Origin of the sequence: Streptomyces sp. STR69 (assembly GCF_024519455.1) — a bacterium.
GTDB lineage: Bacteria > Actinomycetota > Actinomycetes > Streptomycetales > Streptomycetaceae > Streptomyces.
The window spans coordinates 42541-59310 of record NZ_JALJRY010000043.1 but is presented as its reverse complement, the minus strand read 5'-3'; the positions used below and the strand labels follow the sequence as shown (position 1 = coordinate 59310).

At 70.0% G+C, this 16770-nt stretch carries 12 protein-coding genes; 5 read left to right on the top strand and 7 right to left on the bottom strand.

All coding sequences use genetic code 11. The features are described from left to right. Nucleotides 1-58 precede the first annotated feature (58 nt). The 5 genes from OC490_RS45395 to OC490_RS45375 are packed head-to-tail and all read left to right on the top strand — an operon-like array spanning nucleotide 59 to nucleotide 5593. On the top strand, nucleotides 59-1408 hold the full coding sequence (locus OC490_RS45395; RefSeq protein WP_262063934.1) for an ABC transporter substrate-binding protein: 1350 nt from the start codon (nucleotides 59-61) through the stop codon (nucleotides 1406-1408). Nucleotides 1409-1410: 2 nt separating this feature from the next. Further along, nucleotides 1411-2409 carry a carbohydrate ABC transporter permease gene (locus OC490_RS45390; protein ID WP_262063933.1) on the top strand — a complete coding sequence of 333 codons (999 nt, stop codon included), beginning with the start codon at nucleotides 1411-1413 and terminating at the stop codon, nucleotides 2407-2409. Next, entirely contained in the window at nucleotides 2406-3269 is an 864-nt protein-coding gene (locus tag OC490_RS45385; protein ID WP_262063932.1) for a carbohydrate ABC transporter permease, read from the top strand. The genes OC490_RS45390 and OC490_RS45385 overlap by 4 nt, the downstream gene beginning before the upstream one ends. Before the next feature lie 40 nt (nucleotides 3270-3309). Next, a complete protein-coding gene (locus OC490_RS45380) occupies nucleotides 3310-4593 on the top strand; it encodes a 6-phospho-beta-glucosidase (RefSeq protein ID WP_262063931.1) in 1284 nt (427 codons plus the stop codon). Beyond that, nucleotides 4586-5593: an N-acetylglucosamine kinase gene (locus OC490_RS45375; RefSeq protein ID WP_262063930.1), complete on the top strand. Its 1008-nt coding sequence runs from the start codon at nucleotides 4586-4588 to the stop codon at nucleotides 5591-5593. Before OC490_RS45380 ends, OC490_RS45375 begins: the two co-directional genes overlap by 8 nt. A gap of 1372 nt (nucleotides 5594-6965) precedes the next feature. On the opposite strand, the gene OC490_RS45370 is transcribed toward OC490_RS45375, so the two are convergent. From OC490_RS45370 to OC490_RS45340, 7 genes are all read right to left on the bottom strand, one after another. Continuing rightward, the gene (locus tag OC490_RS45370) at nucleotides 6966-10067 is read right to left on the bottom strand and encodes an alpha-N-acetylglucosaminidase TIM-barrel domain-containing protein (RefSeq protein WP_262063929.1); all 3102 of its coding nucleotides are present in this window, start codon (nucleotides 10065-10067) and stop codon (nucleotides 6966-6968) included. A 23-nt stretch (nucleotides 10068-10090) separates the two neighbouring features. Then, nucleotides 10091-11008 carry a beta-glucosidase gene (locus OC490_RS45365; protein ID WP_262063928.1) on the bottom strand — a complete coding sequence of 306 codons (918 nt, stop codon included), beginning with the start codon at nucleotides 11006-11008 and terminating at the stop codon, nucleotides 10091-10093. Beyond that, nucleotides 11005-11952, bottom strand: coding sequence for a DUF1349 domain-containing protein (locus tag OC490_RS45360; protein WP_262063927.1), 948 nt, complete (start codon nucleotides 11950-11952; stop codon nucleotides 11005-11007). Before OC490_RS45360 ends, OC490_RS45365 begins: the two co-directional genes overlap by 4 nt. A gap of 5 nt (nucleotides 11953-11957) precedes the next feature. Beyond that, complete coding sequence (locus tag OC490_RS45355; protein ID WP_262063926.1) at nucleotides 11958-13388, bottom strand: alpha-L-fucosidase; 1431 nt, start codon at nucleotides 13386-13388, stop codon at nucleotides 11958-11960. Between the two features lie 11 nt (nucleotides 13389-13399). After that, nucleotides 13400-15475, bottom strand: coding sequence for a GDSL-type esterase/lipase family protein (locus OC490_RS45350; protein WP_262063925.1), 2076 nt, complete (start codon nucleotides 15473-15475; stop codon nucleotides 13400-13402). A 72-nt stretch (nucleotides 15476-15547) separates the two neighbouring features. Then, nucleotides 15548-16426, bottom strand: a complete 879-nt coding sequence (locus tag OC490_RS45345; protein ID WP_262063924.1) for an SGNH/GDSL hydrolase family protein — start codon at nucleotides 16424-16426, stop codon at nucleotides 15548-15550. Then, on the bottom strand, nucleotides 16423-16767 hold the full coding sequence (locus tag OC490_RS45340; protein WP_262063923.1) for a hypothetical protein: 345 nt from the start codon (nucleotides 16765-16767) through the stop codon (nucleotides 16423-16425). The genes OC490_RS45345 and OC490_RS45340 overlap by 4 nt, the downstream gene beginning before the upstream one ends. Nucleotides 16768-16770 lie beyond the last annotated feature (3 nt).

The window sequence follows — 16770 nt, the reverse complement described above, 5'->3', positions numbered from 1 at the left end:
CCCGATCGACCGACCGATCCGTCACCCAGGGAATGCCATCTCCGAGGAAGGACGATCAGTGTTCAAAGCTATCACCGGGGCTACGGCCGTCACGGCCGCCGGCGTACTGCTGCTGGCCGGCTGTACTTCGACCGGATCCACCTCGTCTCAACCCGACTCGGCGATATCGCCGGGCGCCTCGCACAAGGCCACCACCGTCACGGTGTGGACGTTCAACCACCTCCCCAACGAAGTGGCCGCGTTCAAGGCCACCCTCAGCCGGCTGCACGCCAAGTACCCGTGGCTGACCGTGAAGTTCGTGCCCAACAAGGACGACGCCGCCTACGCCAAGGCTGTCGCCGCGGGCGATCCGCCGGACGTGTTCATCAGCTCCACGCCCGACAACGTGGCGAAGTTCTGCTACAACGGCACGGTCGCCGACCTGAGCCCGTACCTGTCCTCAGCGAAGATCGACACCGCCAAGACCTTCCCGCCCGCGACCCTCGTCTACACCCGATACCAGAGCAAGCAGTGCGCACTGCCGCTGCTGACCGACGCGTTCGCCCTCTACTACAACAAGAAGATGTTCGCCGCGGCCGGCATTACCAAGCCGCCCACGACCCTCGCCGAACTCACGGCCGACGCCAAGAAGTTGACCGTCAAGAACGCGGACGGCTCCATCAAGACCTACGGCTTCGTCCCCCGCTCCGACTACGACGTCAACCGCTACCTCTTCGTCGGCGCACACAGCGGCACCGAGTTCTACGGCAAGGACGGCAAGACGACCTTCGCCTCCGACCCCAAGTGGCGGCAACTGCTGGCGTGGGATCAGGAGTTGATCGACTACTACGGCACGGCGAACGTGCAGAAGTTCGTGGGCCGTTACCAGCCGCACGCCGACGACGCGGGCAACCCGCTGCTCACCGGCGCCGCGGCCATGGAGTACGACGGCGAGTGGCACGTGGGCGAAATCGCCGCGGAGAAGAAGGACTTCGACTACGGCGTCGTACCGATGCCCGTCCTCGACGGATCCTCCGGCACCTACGGCGCGGGCAGCACCCTCGGCACCGTCGCCTATCTGTCGGCGGGCTCCAAGCACAAGCAGGAGGCGTTCTTCGCACTCCAGCAACTCACCACCGACACCACGTTCCTGAACACCCTCGCCGACACGGTCTACAACATCCCCACCACGTTCGCCGCGCTCAAGGCCTGGGACAAGCGCGACGACCCGCACTGGAAGCCGTTCGTCGACATCTTCGAGAACACGCACTCCTCCTACAAGGCGCTCACCCCGGCCGGCGTCGAGGACATGGACACCTGGCGCGCGTTCCTGCTCGACTACGAGCAGGGCAAGACGAAGGACGCCGCGAGCGGTCTGGCCGCGGTCGGCAAGAAGATCGACAGCCTCAACTCCGAGAGCGGGCAGTAGAGATGACGACCGTCCTCGCCCCCGTCGGCGAGGCCCCGGGCGCGGCGCGCACGCGCCCTGCCCGGGGCGGGCGGCGCAGCCCGAGCCGAGCCCGCTGGTGGGTCGTCCTCGCCTTCCTGTCGCCGTTCGTCATCGGGTTCGCCGTCTTCGTGCTCTACCCGGTGGCGGCCACGCTCTACTACTCGCTCACCGACTTCCAGGCCGGCTCCTACCGGCCCGTCCAGTTCGTCGGACTGCGCAACTACCGCGCCCTGTTCACCGAGTCCGACACCTTCTGGGTGGCGGTGCGCAACACGCTGTGGATGGTCGTCGTCATGGTGCCGCTGCGCACCGGCTGGGCCATGCTCACCGCCTGGGTGATCATCCGCGTCAAGCGCGGCCGGGCCGTCTACCGCACCCTGTTCTTCCTGCCGTCGATGGTGCCGGTCGTGGCCTCGGCCCTGTCGTTCATCGTGCTGCTCAACCCGGTCGGCCCGCTGAACCGGCTGCTCGGCTGGGTGGGCGTCGACGGCCCCGGCTGGTTCTCCGACCCCGCCTGGTCCAAGCCCAGCCTCGTCCTCATGGCGCTGTGGGCCAGCGGCAACGTGATGGTGATCTTCTCCGCGGCCATGCTCGACGTACCCCGCGAGCTGTACGAAGCCGCCGAACTCGACGGCGCCGGCCCCCTGCAGAAGTTCCGCAGCGTCACCCTCCCGGCGATCTCCCCGGTCATCTTCTTCGCCCTGCTCACCGGGATGATCTACACCTTCCAGTACTTCACCGAGGCGTTCGTCGCCTCCAGTTCGGCCAACGCCACCTCCTCCAGCAACGACCTCATCGGCTACCCCGCCAACTCGTTGCTCTTCTACTCCACCGAGCTGTACCGACAGGGCTTCGCCTACTTCAAGACCGGCTACGCCTCGGCCATGGCCTGGCTGCTGTTCCTCGTCATCTTCGCGGCCACCGTGGTGTTCATCCGCGTCTCGCGCCGCTTCGTGCACCACGCGGGAGGCGGCCGATGAGCACCCTCGAACTGACGAAGCGTCACCCCCGCACTGGTCGACGCCTGTTGTACCTGCTGGCCGAGCACGCACCGGCCGTGGCGGTCGCCCTCTGCTTCCTCCTGCCGCTCACCATCGGCGTGCTCACCGCGTTCATGACCCAACACCAGGCGGGCACCGGCTCGTTGTGGCCCTCGCCCTGGGAGTTCGGCAACTTCCACGAGGTCTTCAAGGCCATGCCGTTCGGCCGCGACCTCCTCAACACCATGCTCTACGCCGGACTGTCCACGATCGGCGTCGTCATCTCCTCGGTACCGGTCGCCTACGCGCTGGCCCGGCTGCGCTGGCGCGGAAGGGAGGGCGTCTTTCTCGTCGTCCTGGCCGCGATGATGATCCCGGCCCAGGTCACCAGCCTGCCTCTGTATGTGATGTACGCGCACATCGGCTGGGTGGGCACGCTGAAGCCGCTGATCGTCCCGTCCTTCTTCGGTGACGCGTTCAGCATCTTCCTGCTGCGCCAGTTCTTCCTCACGATCCCCGACGAGTTCACCGAGGCGGCCCGTGTCGACGGCGCGGGCGAACTGCGCATCCTGTGGCGGGTGTTGATCCCCATGGCCAAACCGGCGATCGCCGCCGTGGGTCTCTTCGCGTTCCTCTACGCGTGGAACGACTTCTACAACCCCCTGCTCTACACGGGCAACAGCGACACCGGCCAGACCCTCGCGGTGGCCCTCAGCCAGCTCGCCAAGAACGGGCACCAGAACGCGTACCAACTCCAGATGGCGGCCTCGCTGATGTTCCTGCTGCCCGTCCTGGTGCTGTTCTTCCTGGCCCAGAAGGTCTTCGTCGAGGGCATCGCACTGACCGGCGTCAAGGGCTGACAGCCGTCGCCGCAACCACAGTTGGTCAAGGAGCACTCTGTTGAAAATCACCGTTGTCGGCGGTGGCAGCACCTACACACCCGAACTGATCGAGGGCTTCGCCCGGCGCGCCCGGGTGCTACCGGTCGGCGAACTCGTCCTGCACGACATCGACGCCGAACGCCTCGCCGTGATCGGCGCACTGTCCCGCCGTATCCTCGCCCGGCACGGCTTCCCCGGCCGCCTGACCACCACCACAGACCTCGCCGCCGCGGTGGACGCAGCCGCCGCCGTGCTCGTCCAGCTCCGGGTGGGAGGGCAGGCGGCCCGGCTGGTCGACGAGACCCTGCCGAACCGGTTCGGCCTGCTGGGCCAGGAGACCACCGGCCCCGGCGGCTTCGCCAAGGCCCTGCGTACGGTGCCGGTGGTCCTCGACATCGCTGCCGAGGTACGCCGCCGGGCCGAACCCGGCGCCTGGATCGTCGACTTCACCAACCCCGTCGGCATCGTCACCCGCGCACTGCTGGACGCGGGCCATCGCGCGGTCGGCCTGTGCAACGTGGCGATCAAGTTCCAGCGGCAACTGGCCGCCCGGTTCGGCACCGACCCCGACCGTGTACGCCTCGGCCACGCGGGCCTCAACCACCTGTCCTGGATCAGCTCGGTCACCGTCGACGGAGTGGACCGCCTGCCGGAACTCCTGACCGGCGACGCGCTCGACGACCTCGCGGCTCAAGTCCGCGTCCCTGCCGGGGCGTTGCGCGACCTGGGCGCCATCCCCTCCTACTACCTGCACTACTTCTACTGTACGGACGACGAGGTGAGGGCCCAGCAGGCCGGAACACACCGTGCCGACCAAGTCATCGCCATCGAAAAGGAGTTGCTCGCCCTCTATGCCGATCCCGGGCTGGACCGGCAACCCGAACTGCTTCAGCGGCGCGGCGGCGCCCACTACAGCGAGGCCGCGGCGGCACTGGTCACCAGCCTGCTCACCGGTGACGGCGCCCACCACTACGTGAACGTACGCAACAACGGTGTCCTCGCCGGCCTGCCGGACGAGGCGGTGGTCGAGGTCCCGGCACATGTCGACGCGTCCGGTCCCCACCCGGTCCCCGTACCGCCCCTGCCACCCGAGATGCTCGGGCTCGTCCAGTCAGTCACTGCGTACGAGACACTCACCGTCGAGGCAGCCTTGACGGGGGACCGTACGGTGGCCCGGCGTGCCCTGATGGCCAACCCGCTCGTCCGCGAATGGGCCCGGGCGGACGCACTGCTGAACGCGCTGCTGGAGGCCAACCGTCCCCATCTGCCCCGGTACTTCGCGAACGAGGCCGCTGATGCCTGACCTCGTGGTGGGCGTCGACGGAGGGAACTCCAAGACCGACCTCGTCCTCGCGGACACCGAAGGACGGCTGCTGTCCTGGGTACGCGGCGCAGGCACCCGTCCGCACACCGAGGGAATGGAGATCACCACCGAACGACTCGCCCGCCTGGGCCGGCACGCGCTGACAGTGGCCGGCCTGCCCGACACGACCCCGGTCTCGGTCGGTGCGTACTTCCTCGCCAACGTGGACCGGCGCACCGACGAACGCCTGGCGCTGGGGCAGTTGACCCGACTGGACGTGGCCGACCGGACCCTCGTGCGCAACGACACACTCGCCGTCCTCCAGGCCGGCGCACCCGACGGCTGGGGGGTGGCGGTCGTCTCCGGCGCCGGCATCAACGCGGCGGCGATCCATCCGGGCGGCCGCTCGGCCCGCTTTCTCTCCCTCGGGGACATCACCGGGGACTGGGGCGGCGGGCTCGCCGTGGCCAGGGCCGGCCTGGGAGCCGCCGTCCGCGCGGGTGACGGACGGGGCCCGGCGACCCGGCTGCGGCAGGAGCTGCCGGGCCACTTCGGCCTGCGTAGCGTGGAGTCCGTGGCGCTGGCCGTCGCCGGCGGTGACCTGCCGATGACCGCACTGCACGCTCTGGCACCGCTGGTCTTCGCCACGGCCGCCGGCGGCGACACCGTGGCCCGGGGCATCGTGGAACGCCTCGGCGACGAAATCGTCGCCATGGTCACCGCTCTGCTCCGCCGCCTCCGCCTCCTGCGCACCCCGACGCCGGTGGTACTCGGCGGCGGCACACTGCAGAACGACCAGATCCTGCTCCGCGACCACATCAGCGGCCGCCTGGCCACCGAAGCTCCGCTGGCCCAGCCCCGGGTCCTCGATGTACCCCCGGTCGCGGGCGCGTTGAGGGAGGCGCTTCTGACCGCGGGCGCCCCGGCCGCGGCACAACGCCGCCTCCGTGAGGCCGTCGCCGACCGGAAACCACCGCCGTCGCTTGTGACACCACCGTAGCGATGGGGGTGCGACACCCCATCGCGGGTCTGCGCCGGCGCTGACGTGGGAACGACGAAGGGGCCCTGCCGGCGCACCGGCAGAGCCCCCTCCCCACCCCTCACTGACCTGCGATGGTGCACCGAACACCGGTCGGGCCGGGCCGACCGGGTGTCAGGCCCTCTTGGGCTCCTAGGCACGGTCCGGTTGCTCACGATGGTCTCGCGGATCAACTCCGCGGCCCGCCGGGCCGATTCGGCGACCTCTATGGTGTGGGCGACGGTGTAGCGGCTGAAGGTGTCGACGATGACGTAGGCGTGATACCAGATGGTTTTGACCGGCCCGGCCGCCTCGGTAATTCCCCAGGTGAACACCTGCGACGGGGCGGTGGCAAGCAGCTCGGGCATCGCCCGGGCGGCGTGGGTGGCCTGTCTTCGGCGCTCGCCGGACCGGCCCTTGTCGCGCAGGATGCGGTACATCGTGGAAGCGGAGCAGTAGTAGCGCCCGGCATCCAGCTCGCAGGCCCAGATCCGGGCCGGCTCAAGTTCCGCGTATGCGTCGCGATTCATCAACTCCAGCACTGCGGACCGCTCTTCCGCCATCAAAGCCGAGGGCTGGACTTACGGTTTCCCTGGTTTCCGCTCCGGTGGGGGACACAGTCAGCGACAGCGAGTGGCCCGCGAGCTTCCGGTGGCCGACACGCGGCCGTATGCTCAGCTCACCCTCGACGCCGGTGAACGCCTCGCTGACGAGCCCGCTCGTAAATCGCCGCCAAACAGTACGTCAGGCCGATGAGAGTGCCGACGGCGATCCCAACCTCCTCAACAACCTCGGTGTGGCGCTAACCCACACCGGCAGTCACCAGGCAGCCGTCACCGCGTTGCAGGAAGCGGCGGCTACCGCCGCCCTCTCCGACCGGACCGGACTGCTGCACTGGACAACCTCGGCGTTGCACTCCACAACCCGGGGCGATACGACGAAGCCGTCGCCGCGTACCGGAAGGCGTAGCGTCTGCACCGGACGTGCGGCGAACGGGAAGAGGAAGCGCGGGCTCACTACAACGTCCTTGCGGTCCTCGCCGCGTGGCGGAACGCGGCGGCCGAGAACGAGCGGTGGGCAGGCCGGTACCTGCTTACAACAAGCTGGCCGCTCCGGCCGTCGCACGAGAGTTGACCTCGATTGCTCCAAGTTCCCCGACTGAGTCGAGCTCAGAGTCGTTTGGACACGTTCGCCGACACGAACAGAGATAATTTGCAGCGAAAGGTTCGTCTGAGCTTTCTTGCGGGGGCGTGATCCAGATTCTGATCTCCCGACGCCCCGCACAAGCACCGGCGCCGCGCCGGCATCTTCAGCCGGAGCGGCGCCGTCGGAGCATGGACCTGACGTGGAACGTTCAGGCGACGGTGAACCCCTCGAACGCGGCGACGCCCCGGGTGCCGGTCCAGCCGTTCGCCGCCGTCATGAAGACCCCGGCGTCCTGGCTGTCCACCGCCCCTCCCGGCGTGGCCGTGCCGACCGTCGTCCAGTTGACGCCGTCTGTGCTGCACTCACCGGTGTACGAGTTGCCGGACCTGGTCAGCCGCAGCCGCACCGGCGCGGTGAACGCCCCGGAGAGCGCGATGGAGTCGAACCGGCCGTCCCCGTCGGCATCCCACGACAGCGCGCATCCGTTGGACGGCGTCACCGCGAGATTGACGTACCCGGCCGATCCGTCGGCTGACAGGTCGTTGCGCACGATGATCCCGGCGCGCGCCCAACCCCCGGTGGCGTCCTGTGAGGTGACTGTCACTGTGGCGACCGATCTGTCGCCGAAGGCGCCCGCCCGGTAGACCGCGCCGAACTCGTTCGTGGCACCCCACAGATCAGCGCCGCCGCCCTCGACGGCCAGTGTGTCCCCCGACTCGCCGAACACCGCGTCGTTGAACGAGGCCGTACGGTATGGCGCCTCGATGCCCGTTCCCGCCAGCAGCCGCACCGCCGCGATCGCCGACCCAGCCGTGCCGCCCGTCCGGTACGTCGCCGTCACCGGCACCCTGCGCACCGGCTCCCCGGCGGCCTCCCCGGCCAGGGCGACCGTGAAGGACGCCGAGAACGACTCGCCCGGCGCCACGGAGGCGGCCGTCACCACGCCGGTCGGTTCCGCCGACATGCCCTCCGGCGGGTCGACCGACAGCGTCACGCCGGTCGCCGCCGCGAAGCCGTTGCGGTTGGTGAACGTCACGGTGACGGTGGCCGGCCGACCGGCCGACACCGAGCCCCGGTCGGCGGAGGCGGCCAGGTTGGTCTGGTGGGGGTCGACGGCCAGAGTGTCGCGGATCAGGCCGGCGAGCCGGTGGACGTCCCCGCCGGCCCGGACCGGGTAGGTGTCGTGCCGGTGCGCCCAGGTGTCCTCCAGCGCGAACCAGTCGATGGCCGCGGGCTCCTTCCCCTTCTTCAGCGCCGCCGACAGCTCGTCGAAGTACGTACGCCAGCGCGTCAGATAGAGCCCGCCGACCAGTCCGGACCACTCCCGGTTGGCGTAGTCGTGCAGCCCCTCGTCGCTCTGCGCGCGGCCGCCCCAGGTGGTGATGATCGACCGTGCGTCGTACTCCAGTTGGTCCTTCTCGGCTCCGGTGGCGCCCCAGGACCGGGCGTCGGCCAGCCACTTCCCCAGCAGGTGCTGCTCGCTGGTGGCCAGCACCCGGTCCATCAGCCGCATCCAGTCCAGCCACACCGCTGCCAGCCGGTCGAAGCGGACCCGGTCCCCGGCCTCGTACGCCGTCTTGATCTGCGGGAGCAGTATCCGGCTGCGGTTGGACAGCACCTGCCGGGCCACGTCGGCCAGGTCGTACCGGTAGGCGGAGCCGGCGCGCAACGCGGCCGGGACGCGCAGCAGTTCGGTGAGGGCGGTGTCGAAAACCGTGGTGTCGTACCGGTCGGACTCCGGGCCCCAGGCCGCTGCCTTGTTCGCGCCGAGACTCGGCCGGGCCCCGAACAGGCCGTCTGGAGCCTCGCTCCAGGAGTCGGCGCGCGACATGTTGTAGGCGGTGTCGCGGATCGTCCGCCATGCGGCCACGGCGTGCTGGTCGTCGGCGCCGTAGCGGGATGTGGCGTAGGCCGCGAACCAGTCGTCCAGGTCGATGCTGCCGGGTGTCCAGGCCAGGTCGGTCAGGAGCGCGAAGGCGGCATGGTTGTTGTCGGCGGCCTCGGGCATCGCGGCGATCCCGGCGAGCGTGCTGCCCTCCTTGTCCCGCCACTTCGGGTACTGGTCCACCCAGTCGGGAGCGTTGGCGCCGATCGGGGTGTGGCCACCGAAGTTCCAGATGCTGCCGAAGGCGTACGGGGTGCCGCCCCAGTCGCTCTCCCGGTCGGTGACGGTCGTGTAGCGGTCCGACAGGCCGTCGACGACCAGCATCCGGCTCTTGTCGACGGCGTCCAGGATCGCCTTCGACGGGTTGGTCTGCCAGCCCAGGATCGCCCACACGGCACCCGGGTGGGCGGCCTGCAGCGCGGCCTCGACGGCCTTCGCGGCGTCGCCGACCGGTACGTCACCGGCGTTGCCGCCCTCGTGCAGCAGGTCCATCTTGTACATCGTGCTGTCGCCGAACCGCTGTGCCTGGTGCCGGTAGAAGCCGGCGGCGACCTCGGTGAAGGCCGAGGTGCGGGGGTCGAGCCAGTCGGGGCGTTTGAAGGCTCCCCAGGTGCCCTGCGCGACGATCGTCGCGTCGCCTCCGTGCCGCTCGGTGAACCCGTCCGGCACGGTGCCGAAGTAGCCCGGCAGCACCGGCGTCATGCCCAGCTCCCGCACCCGGCCGATGATCTTCTCTGCGAGGGCTGCCCGTTCCTCGATGAGTCTGCGGGACATCGGGCCGCCGAAACCGGACATGTTCTGCAGCAGCCACCAGGGCTGGTGGGCCGGGGCGGGAATCCAGGCCCGCATCTCGGCGTCGGAGTAGCCGAACTTCCGGAACGTGTCGTAGTAGACCGCGTCGCCGCCGATGTAGACCAGCACCGCGTTGACTCCGTGCAGCGCGAGCACGTCGAGTTCCCGCTCCCACGTGTCCCACTTCCGGTACGGCGCCGTGTAGCCCTCGTTGGTGTCGTTGAAGGCGAACCGGTGGGGTACGTTCGCCGATCCGCTGATCTCCCCGACGGGCGCGGGCAGCAGCCGGGGGAGGTCCAGCTGCTCGCCGTTCCAGGAGACGGAGGCGTGTGCGGTCTGCCTGAGGTAGGTGTGGAAGCCGGTGAGCAGCACCGCCGGGCTGGTGCCCTCGACGGTGATCTGCCCGGTCCGGCCGGTGACACGGAACCGGTCGCCCTCGCCGGTGACGGGGCGCAGGGTGATCTGCCGCTGGTGGTCGGGCACGAGCCGCCGCAGTGCGGCCGCCGCGGGAGCCGGATCGAACCGGCCACCGGACGCGAACGCGCCCTGAGCGCGCGGCAGTAGCGTGGCGCCGCCCAGCACGATCGAACCCGTCAGTACCCGTCTGCGGGTGATGCCTCGGTTGTCGTTCATGAACGTCATGTCCTTCCCGGCGCTCAGGCGACCGTCATCGCGAACACGTGCAGAGCGGCTACGCCCGACTGGAGACCGTCGCTCACTTTCGGCAGGACCAGAGACCGCAGCTCCTTGCCCGAGTCGAGATCGACGCCGAAGGTGTAGAGACTGACCTGGTTGTCGTCCCGGCCCGTGGCGATGTGGCGGTAGGGCAGCACGACGGCAGCCGACGCGTTCGCCCCGTACCAGTCGGGCACGTCGACGGAGAACGCCTGCTCGGAGCCGTCGGCGTAGACGATCTTGCCGTCCCCCTTGCCCGCGCCCCAGGTACTGGTGCCGAGGAAGGCCAGCCGGGAACCCGAGCCGGACAGCAGCACGGTCTGCCCGGAGCAGATCACGTTGTCGAGGTTCCCCGGCTGGGTGTCCGGCCAGGTGAAGGTCACCCCGTCGTATGTGACCGCAGCTCCGGGGGTCAGCCCGGCCGCTGCCAGTGCCTGCGCGGACAGGCTGGACGCCGAACCGTCGATGTCGGCGACGGTCAGGGCGTCGTCGGAGGCGATGCCCGCGTTGTCGAAGGCGCCGCGAAGCGACCGGTACGGCAGCAGCACCGAGGAGGACGCGCGGGTGCAGTCGGAGCTGCCGGGGCCGACGTCGAAGAGGGCATGGGCGGTGAACGAGATCTCGCCCTCGGCGTCGTCGGCGAGCCGGGTGCGCCAGGTGCGGGTTGCCGATCCTCCGGGCGCCAGGCGACCGAGGGCGGACGGCCGTCCGGTGCCGTTCACGGCGAGGTACAGGACGGTGCCGAGCAGACCGACCCGGGCGGTGTTGGTGAGGGTGGCGGTCAGGGTCACGGCCGAGCCCGACTCCGGAGCGGACGGTGCGACGGTGAGTGAGACGGGCGGGGTGAGGAAGTCCTCGTCGGGGCGGTAGGTCTGACGGTGTGTCCGGCCGGTGCTCATGACTCCTCCACGGTGAAGTGGTCGAACACGGCCTGCACGGTCGTGCCCGGGTAGTTGAGGTTCACCGCGCTCGCCACCACCCCGGCGTCCAGGGCGCCGCTCGCGGAGGGCACGGTCGCGCTGCCGATCTCGTCCCACGCCAGCCCGTTGCCGGTGGCGTACGCGGTGTACGCGGTCCCGGAGCGGACCAGTCGCAGCCAGGCGGGGTGGTAGGAGGCGCCGCCGCCGGCCCAGGTGTCGAGATGCCCGTCGCCGTCGCTGTCGGTCATGAACTCCAGGCCGTAGTTGAGCGACATGGTGAGCACCGTGTAGCCGCCCTTCTCCGGCGCCGTGAGGTCGTTCGCGACCGCGATCCCGTACTTGGCCGAGGGGTTGTCGCTGCCGGTCAGGCTGATGGTCTCGACCTGCACCACGCTGGACTCGGTGGCGGCGCCGGGAAGGTGGATGACGCCCTTCTCGTCCGTGCCGCCGGACAGGTCCCGGCCGCCCGCCCAGATCACCAGTTGACTGCTGTACTGGCCGTAGGCCGCGCCGTCGGCGGTGGCGAAGGAGCGGTAGGGATCCCGTACCCTGACCGGCCGGTAGGGCACGGTGAACGTTCTGGCGGACCGGGCACAGTCGGCGCTGCGCCCGGCGACGTCGAAGACGACGTGCGCGGTGAACGACACGTTCCCGGCCACGTCCGTCGGCATCCTCGTCGCCCAGCTACGAGTGATCTTCGCGCCGCGTCGCAGGTCGCCGAGCGGGATCGTCCTCGTCGCGGTCGTCGCACCCGGATCCATCAGATAGAGGACGGCGTTGCGGAGCGGGAAGGGGCAGGTGTTGGTGAGGACCGCGGTGGCGGTCAGCGCGTCGCCGCCCGCCGGGTCGGCCGGATCGGTGGTGACGGTCAGGGCGGGGCCGAGGGTGTCCAGCGCGGTTCCGGCCGCCGTATGCGTCGTCATGCGGCTCACCTTCGGTTCCAGTCGACGGTGAAGGTGTTGGCGATGTCGCTGGGCAGGGTGGCCGGGACCTGGATGTGGACCTTGCCGTCGCTGCGCGTCCAGCGCAGCGGCCCGCCGTGTCCCAGCAGCCGGATCTGTGAGTCGGCGCTGACGGGTATGTCGGCGGGCACCGACAACGTCCCGCTGGGGGCGCCCAGCACGATGATGTTGAACTTGCCCGGCGAGACGGTGTAGCGGATACCGAGGGGGCTGCCTTCCTCCTCGGCCCGCAGCCACGGCGCCGATCCGTAGATCGCGGGGCCGTTGACGTCCAGCCAGGCGCCGATGTCGCGCAGCCGCTGCTGCATGATGTCCGGGATCGTGCCGTCCGGCCTGGGGCCGATGTTCAGCAGCAGGTTGCCGTTCTTGCTGGTCACATCGGCGAGCAGGTGGATGAGGAACTCCGAGGTCTTGTAGTCCTCGTCCAGCTCGAACTTGTTGTAGCCCCAGGAGTAGCCCATGGTGATGCAGCACTCCCACTTCTGCGGGTCCATGGTGGGGTTGGTGCGCTGCTCGTAGGTCGCGAAGTCGAAGTGGGTGTCGAAGCGGTCGTTGACCACGACACCCTTGGGCCGGGGGCGGTTCATGGCCCGGTTGTAGTAGTGGGCCATCGGCTCTTCGCTGCGCCACGGCGTGGTGTCGGTCTTGCGGAACCACTGGCCGTCGGCCCACAGCAGCTCGGGGTCGTAGCGGTCGATGATCTCGTAGAGCTGCTTCAGCTCGTAGTCCCCGACGTAGTCGCCGACCGGCCGGTAGCCGGTCATGGGGATCTCCTGGTCGGTGTAGAAGTTCTTCATGGGCCGGTCGAGCGCCGGATTGAAGAACTCGCCGAGCGAGTAGTACAGGCCGGGCCGTACGGTGCCACGCCTGCGCGCCGCCGCCATCAGCTCGCCCACCAGATCACGCTTCGGCCCGTACTTCCCGGCGTGACGGTCCGTCACCTGGCTCGGGAAGAGCGCGAATCCGTCATGGTGTTTGCTGGTGAGCGTGAAGTACTCGGCGCCTGCCTGCTCGAACAGCCGCACCCAGGAGTCAGGGTCGTAGTTCTCGGCGGTGAACCGCGGGATGAAGTCGTCGTAGACGAAGTCCTCGCCGTAGGTGTCGCGGTGGTAGGCCCACGTCTGGCTGTCCTTGGAGCTCTGGTACCACAGGTACCACTCGGCGGCCATCTGCCGTGCCGAGCCGGCGGGGACCGAGTAGACGCCCCAGTGGACGAAGATGCCGAACTTGGCGTCCTTGTACCAGCGGGGGACGGGGTGGGTGTCCAGAGACGCCTTGGTGGGGAGGTAGCCGGGGCTGCCGTTGGCGATCGCCTGTGCGGCGCCGGGCGGGGCGAGCAGTACGGCCCCGCCGAGAGCGGTGGCTGTCGTCAGGAACCTTCTGCGGCTGACGGTCAAGGAACTGCCTCTCAGTGAGTGGTCGAGAAGGAGTCGAAGACGGCGGTGGTGGTCTCGCCGGGGTAGTCGAGGTTGACGGCGCTCGCGACCAGGCCCGCGTCCCCGTCGCCGCTCGCGGACGACACGTTCGCGGTGCCGACCTGCTGCCAGGCGGATCCGTCGGTGCTCGCGTAGGCGGTGCAGGCGCTGCCGTCGCGCACGAGTTTCAGCCAGGCGGGGTGGTAGGAGGCGCCGCCGCCGGCCCAGGTGTCGAGCTTGCCGTCGCCGTCGCTGTCCGTCATGAACTCCACGCCGTACTGCCGGGACATGGCCAGCACGGCGTAGCCGCCCTTTGCCGGGTCCGTCAGGTCGTTGGCGACCGCGATTCCGGCTTTGGCGGAGGGACCGCTGCCGGTCTGGCCTACGACGCGGGCGATGATGCTGCCCGAGGCGGGCGCGGCACCGGGCAGGTAGACGGCCGCCTTCTCGTCTTTCCAGCCGGACAGGTCCTGGCCGCCGGCCCATATGGCGAACTGGCCGCTGTTCTGGGCGTATTGGGCGCCCTCGACGGTGGCGGTGGTCAGGTACGGCGCCCGGATACCGGTCGGGGCGGGGACGACGGTGGCGTCCACGCTGTCGCTGTCGTGCCGGACGCGCCCGCTCTGGCGGAAGGACGAGGTGACACCGATCCGGGCGGCGCCCCAAGCGGTGCCGTTCGGCGGGGTGACGGTCCAGGTCACGGTCGTGCTGTCGCCCGGGTCGAGCGTGCGCCGGCCGGTGCTGTCCGCTGTTGCGGTCCAGCCGTCCGGCAGGTCGAGCCGGGTGCGCACCTCCGTTACGGCGCTGCGGCCGGTGTTGGTGACGGTCGCCGTGATCTCCGAACCGTCCCCGGGGCGCAGGCTCGGCAGGTACGGGGTGAGCCGGACGCGGGCGGAGGGGCAGTCGCGGGCCACCCGGAGGCCGGCGAGGTCGACGGCGTCGGCGAACGCCTTCATCCCGGTGTCGTTGGGGTGCAGATGGTCGCCCGAGTCGAACGCGGCGGCATAGCGGGTGGGGTCGGCAGGGTCCCGTACCGCCCTGTCGAAGTCGGCATAGCCGTCGAAGACCCCGCCGGAGTCCCGGACGAACGTGTTGACCTGCTGCCGGTCGGCTTCCTTGGCCTCGGTCCACCAGTCGCCCCAGCCGCGATACGGGACGACCGTCGCACCGATCACCCGCAGACCGCGGGCATGCGCGCGCAGCGCGATCTCCTTCATGCCGTCGATCACCTGAGCGCCGGTGGCGCCACCCCAACTGAGGTCGTTGACGCCCTCGAAGAGGATCACCGTCCGGGCGCCCGGCTGCGACAGCACATCGCGCTCCAGCCGGTCCAGTGCCGAGGGGTTGCCGTCGGTCCCGGCCGTGATCCGGTTGCCGCTGATGCCCTCGTTCAGTACTCCGGCAGTGGTCGAGCAGGCCGAAAGCCGCCCCGCCAGATAGTCGGGCCAGCGCCGGTCGGCGTTCGCCGTGGAGGCCGCCCCGTCGGTGATGGAGTCGCCGAGCGCCACCACGGAGCCTCCCGCGTCACCGCCCCGTACGTCGACACCGGTCAGGAACGGGAAGGTGGAGTCGGTCCTGGTGAAGGCGTCCCCGCCGACGTCCCCGGCGTGGTCCCCGCCGCCGTCGGGCGTCCAGTAGACCGTCTGGAGACCCATCCAGTGCTGGCTGATGTGGGTCAGCCGGCCAGGGAAGTACAGGCTGACGACCAGGTCGCTGCGGGCCGGCACGCGGAGCCGGACGGAATCGCTCACCGCCTGCTCCCCGGCGGCGATCGTCACGCCGTCCTTGCCGCCGAACCGCAGCTGGTACGGCTTCGCGACGGCGGCGCCACTGTCCCGGCGTCCCACGGTCGCGTGCCCGATCGTCACGGGCTCGGTGGTGAAGCCGTTGGTCAGCCGGATCCGCACACTCGACCCGCCGGCGCTCACCCGCACGGGTATCCGTACGGTCACCTCCGAGGTTCCCGGGTCGTACGAGGCGTGCTGCGCGGTGGCCCAAGTACCCGTCCACGCCCGCTGAGCGGCCTCGGCGGGCGCTGCCGGGAGGAGCACCGTCAGGAGGGCAGCCACGGCTGCTGCCAGAGCCGCGCTTCTTCGGCGTCCACGCAGGTGTCCACGCAGATGTCCAAGCACAGGTCCTCCTCAGGAACAGCCGCGGCCGAGGCCGAGCGTGGTCAGGTCGATGGAGTCGGCGAAGGCCTTCATTCCGGCGTCGTCGGGATGCAGATGGTCGCCGGAGTCGTACGCCGCGCCGAGCCGCCGCGGGTCGGCCGGATCCCGGACCGCCTTGTCGAAGTCGGCGTAGTCGTCGAAGATCCCGCCGGAGGCCCGGACGAAGGCGTTGACCTGCTGCCGCCGGGCCTCCGTCGCCTCGCTCCAGCCACCCCAGGTGAAGTCCTTGTAGGGCGTGATCGTGGCGGCGACGACGCGCAGGTGACGCTGGTGCGCCCGGTGGGCGATCTCCGTCATGGCGGCGATGATCTGCTCGGCGGTGGCCCCGCCGAGATCGTTGATCCCCTCGAAGAGGACCAGGCTCCTGGCCCCCGGCTGGGAGAGCACGTCCCGTTCGAGGCGGTCCAGGGCCGACGGGTTGGTCGCGGTCCCGGCGGTGATCCGGTTGCCGGTGATGCCCGCGTTGAGCACCCCGGCGCCGGGCAGGCAGGCGTTCAGCCGGGCGGACAGCAGGTCGGGCCAGCGCTGGTTGGTGTCGGGCGTCGAGTAGGACCCGTCGGTGATCGAGTCGCCGAGCGCCACCACCGACCGGGCCCTCGGCGCGGTCACCTCGACGCCGCTGAGGAACGGCCAGCTGGTGGTGGTCCAGGTGTAGGCGCCACCGGCGGCGTCGGCGGAGTGGTCGCCCGCTCCGTAGTCCGTCCAGTACACGGTCTGCTGGGCCCACCAGTGGTCGCTGATGTGCGTGACCCGGCCGGGCAGATAGAGGCTGACCACCAGGTCGGCCAGGGCCGGTACGGTGAGGCGGACCGGGTCGCTGACCGCCTCGCCGCCCGCCGGGACGGTCACGTCACGCTTCCCGCGAACCTCAGGCCGTACGCGTGCGCCACGGCGGAGCCGCCGTCGCGCAGCCCCACGGTCGCGTGCCCGATCGTCACCGGTGCAGTGGCATAGGCGTTGGACAGGCGGATGCGTACCCAGGAGCCGCCGACGCTGGTGCGCACCGGCATCCGTACCGTCACCTCGGACATCCCCGAGACGTCGTAGTACTCGCTCGGCGCCGTGGCCCAGGTCCCGGTCCAGTCGCGCCGGTCGTCCCGCTGATCGGCGCCGGCGGGCGCCTCCGTCCCTGCCACGACGGCGACGACCGCCAGCAGCAACACCGCGAACCTGCTCCGTATCGCATGCATGTG